Below are 2,727 nucleotides of genomic sequence, written 5' to 3'. Positions count from 1 at the left end.
TGCGCGGTAGCAGGTGCCGCGGAAGCGATCGGGCTCGACGAACGACTCCAGGTAATAGAGCGGATGGCCGTAGCGGCGCTGGCAGTCGGCCGAGATCCGCCGTGCCACCCGCCCCAGCACGGTAAGCGTCCAGCGAACGACAGGATTGCGCCGCTCAGCCCAGATCCTGCATTGTGAGATTTCCCGGTAGCAGTGCGCGGAGTGCCTCCGGCGTTCTCGCCGTCGGCAGGTGCTCGAAGAGGTAAGTCAGGTAGGCGTGGGGTTCCAGACCGCAGGCCTTGGCGGTTTCCACTAGCGTATAAAGCGTGGCACTGGCCTCGGCACCCTGGGGGCTGCCACTGAACAACCACCCGTTTCGCCCCACGACAAAGGGCCGGATGGCGTTCTCGGTGAGGTTGTTGTCGATCTCCAGGTGCCCATCCTCGAGGTAGGTTGTGAGCACCGGCCAGAGATTGAGGGCGTAGTGGATGGCCTTGCCCAGCAGCCCGCCGGGGACGGTGTGGGTGACCTTCTCGTCGAGCCAGGCCTTGATTGTCTCAAGGACCGGCGCGGCGTGCTGGGTGCGGGCGACCTTGCGCTCCTCGGGGCTTGCCGCCTTGATGGCGCGCTCGATCTGGTAGAGCTTGCCGATCAGCGCCACCATCTGGTGGGCGGCCCCGGTCTTCTTGCGGCTCTGGGCGGCTTCGAAGAACTTGCGGCGCACGTGGGCGAAACAGGCCATGTGCCCGATGACCGACGGCTCCTTGGCCAGCAGGTGGTAGACCGCATAGCCATCGGACTGGATATAGAAGCCTGCCGAGCCCGGGCCGAGGTGCGGCGGATCGGTGGCCCCGCTTGGGAACAGGAACTCTCGGGGCACCTCGGCGCTTTTGCTCTCGGCGTACTGGTACCAGATCACCGGTTTGTCCGGCGGGCCGCCGCGGTAGACCCACATGTAGGAGTGCTGGGTGTTCTCGCGCCCGGGCTCGTTGAGCACCTGCAGCCGCGTTTCGTCGATCTGGATCACCCGCCCGGCGAAGAGCCGCTGCTTGAGCAGCGCCATCAGCGGCGCCAGCGGGGCGTTGAGTTGCACGATCCAGCCCGACATGGTCTGGCGCGAGAGTTCGATATGCTCGCGGGCGAAGCCCTTTTCCTGGCGATACAGCGGGATGCCGTCGACGTACTTGGCGGTGACCACCGCGGCGATCAGTGAGCTGTGGCCGATTGCCTTGGGCAGGATTTGCGGCGCCCGCGGGGCGATGATCACGCCCTGCTCGGCCACGTCGACCTGGTCGTTGACCGGCGCGTACTTCGCGCGCTTGGTGCGCACCACGTAGTACTGCCGGGCGATGACGGCGAGCTGCTCGGCTTCCTCGTAGCCGATCAGCACCCAGTCATCGCCAAGCCGCGCCTTGTCGGCGTCGGCGAGGTCGATGATGCGCTCCACGCGCTTGAGGTGCGCCGGCAGGGAGCGGCGCTTGGGCTTGGGCTTGTCGGCGTCAGGCGCATCCGCCTTGGCCGGGGCCGCCGGCTCGGGGGCAGCCGCCTGTTCCACCTCGGCTTCGAGCTCACCGATCAGGGCCTCGAGTTCGGCCTCGTCGAAGAGCTGGAGTTGATCCTTGCTGAGGCGCTCAGAACTGGCGCCGAAACGCTTCTGGCGCAGCAGCTGGATATAGTCCAGGAGCTGCTCAATGCGCTGGTCTTTCTGGCGGGCGCTTTCTTCAAGCTTGCGGGTTTCACACAGATAAGCCTTTTCCTGCGCCGCCAATTGCTGCTCATAGGCCTGCAATTGAGCGGCCATTCCCTCAGCAACAGCACGCAGTTGCTGCGGGTCATTAGGCAAGGGAAAAGCCGTTTTTGTCATAGGCTAATAATACCCCAATGCCCATGATAAATCAGCAAAAATAGGCCCTATATCAAAGAATAATTCACCGTGCGATGGGCCTCGACACGCGTGAGATCGAGCCCCTCCAGCAACCAGCCCAGCTCGCGCACAGAGAGCACCACACAGCGCGCCGCCTCACCCGCCGGCGGCCACCAGAAGCGCTGACGCTCCAGCCGGCGATACCACAGCCAGAAGCCGTTGTGCTGCCAGAACAAGATCTTGAGCTTGTCCTTGCGGCGGTTGCAGAACACGAACACATGCGAGGACAACGGATCGTGCTCCAGCACGTCGACCACCAACGCGGCCAGTGCGTTGATGCCGCAGCGCATATCGGTGTGACCGGCGGCCAGGTAGACCTGCGTGTGGCTGCCAAAGCTGATCATGGCTGCGCGCCCAGCACCGCGAGCAAGCGCTTGAGCGTCGCCGGGTCAAAGCCTGTGGCCACCGCGATGCGCTGACCCGTGCCGGTGACCACGCTTAGGCCACTGTCCGTACTCGATTCCTCAATCAGCGTGACCGGCAGCAGCCGAGCAGGCGGGTCAACGCTGCCCGTCGGGGACGCCGGCACCGCCGGCAGCTTCGCCAATCGCCGCCGCCACTGGCAAAACGAGCTCAATGACAGGCCATGGCGCTTGCAGTACGCCCGGAAGGTGATGTCCTCGCGCTCTTTCGCCGCGGCATGGGCCGCCCAGAATCGGCATTTCTCTTCAAAGCTCTTGGGCTCCAGCATGGCTCCTCCAATGAACGGGGCGAATGACAATCGCCTTATCATCGGAGAGCCGAGGGGCCATTAAAAGATGTGGTTCGCTAGACGCTTACAGTGCTACTCATCGAGGAGCTGGCGCGTCACGGGGTGGAGGTGG

General features: G+C 64.4%; 3 protein-coding genes. All 3 read right to left on the bottom strand.

What is annotated here, in order from left to right; all coding sequences use genetic code 11:
* Positions 1-154: 154 nt before the first annotated feature.
* Positions 155-1,780: an IS66 family transposase gene (locus QZT63_RS13695; protein WP_290652053.1), complete on the bottom strand. Its 1,626-nt coding sequence runs from the start codon at positions 1,778-1,780 to the stop codon at positions 155-157.
* Positions 1,781-1,890: 110 nt separating this feature from the next.
* Positions 1,891-2,247 carry an IS66 family insertion sequence element accessory protein TnpB gene (gene tnpB / locus QZT63_RS13690; protein ID WP_290652052.1) on the bottom strand — a complete coding sequence of 119 codons (357 nt, stop codon included), beginning with the start codon at positions 2,245-2,247 and terminating at the stop codon, positions 1,891-1,893.
* Positions 2,244-2,594, bottom strand: a complete 351-nt coding sequence (locus tag QZT63_RS13685; RefSeq protein WP_290652051.1) for a hypothetical protein — start codon at positions 2,592-2,594, stop codon at positions 2,244-2,246. The genes tnpB and QZT63_RS13685 overlap by 4 nt, the downstream gene beginning before the upstream one ends.
* Positions 2,595-2,727: the final 133 nt, after the last annotated feature.

Origin of the sequence: Aquisalimonas sp., from assembly GCF_007120195.1 — a bacterium.
In the GTDB taxonomy this organism is placed as follows: domain Bacteria; phylum Pseudomonadota; class Gammaproteobacteria; order Nitrococcales; family Aquisalimonadaceae; genus Aquisalimonas.
The sequence above is the reverse complement of the archived record's forward strand: the minus strand, read 5'-3'. Positions and strand labels throughout refer to the sequence as shown.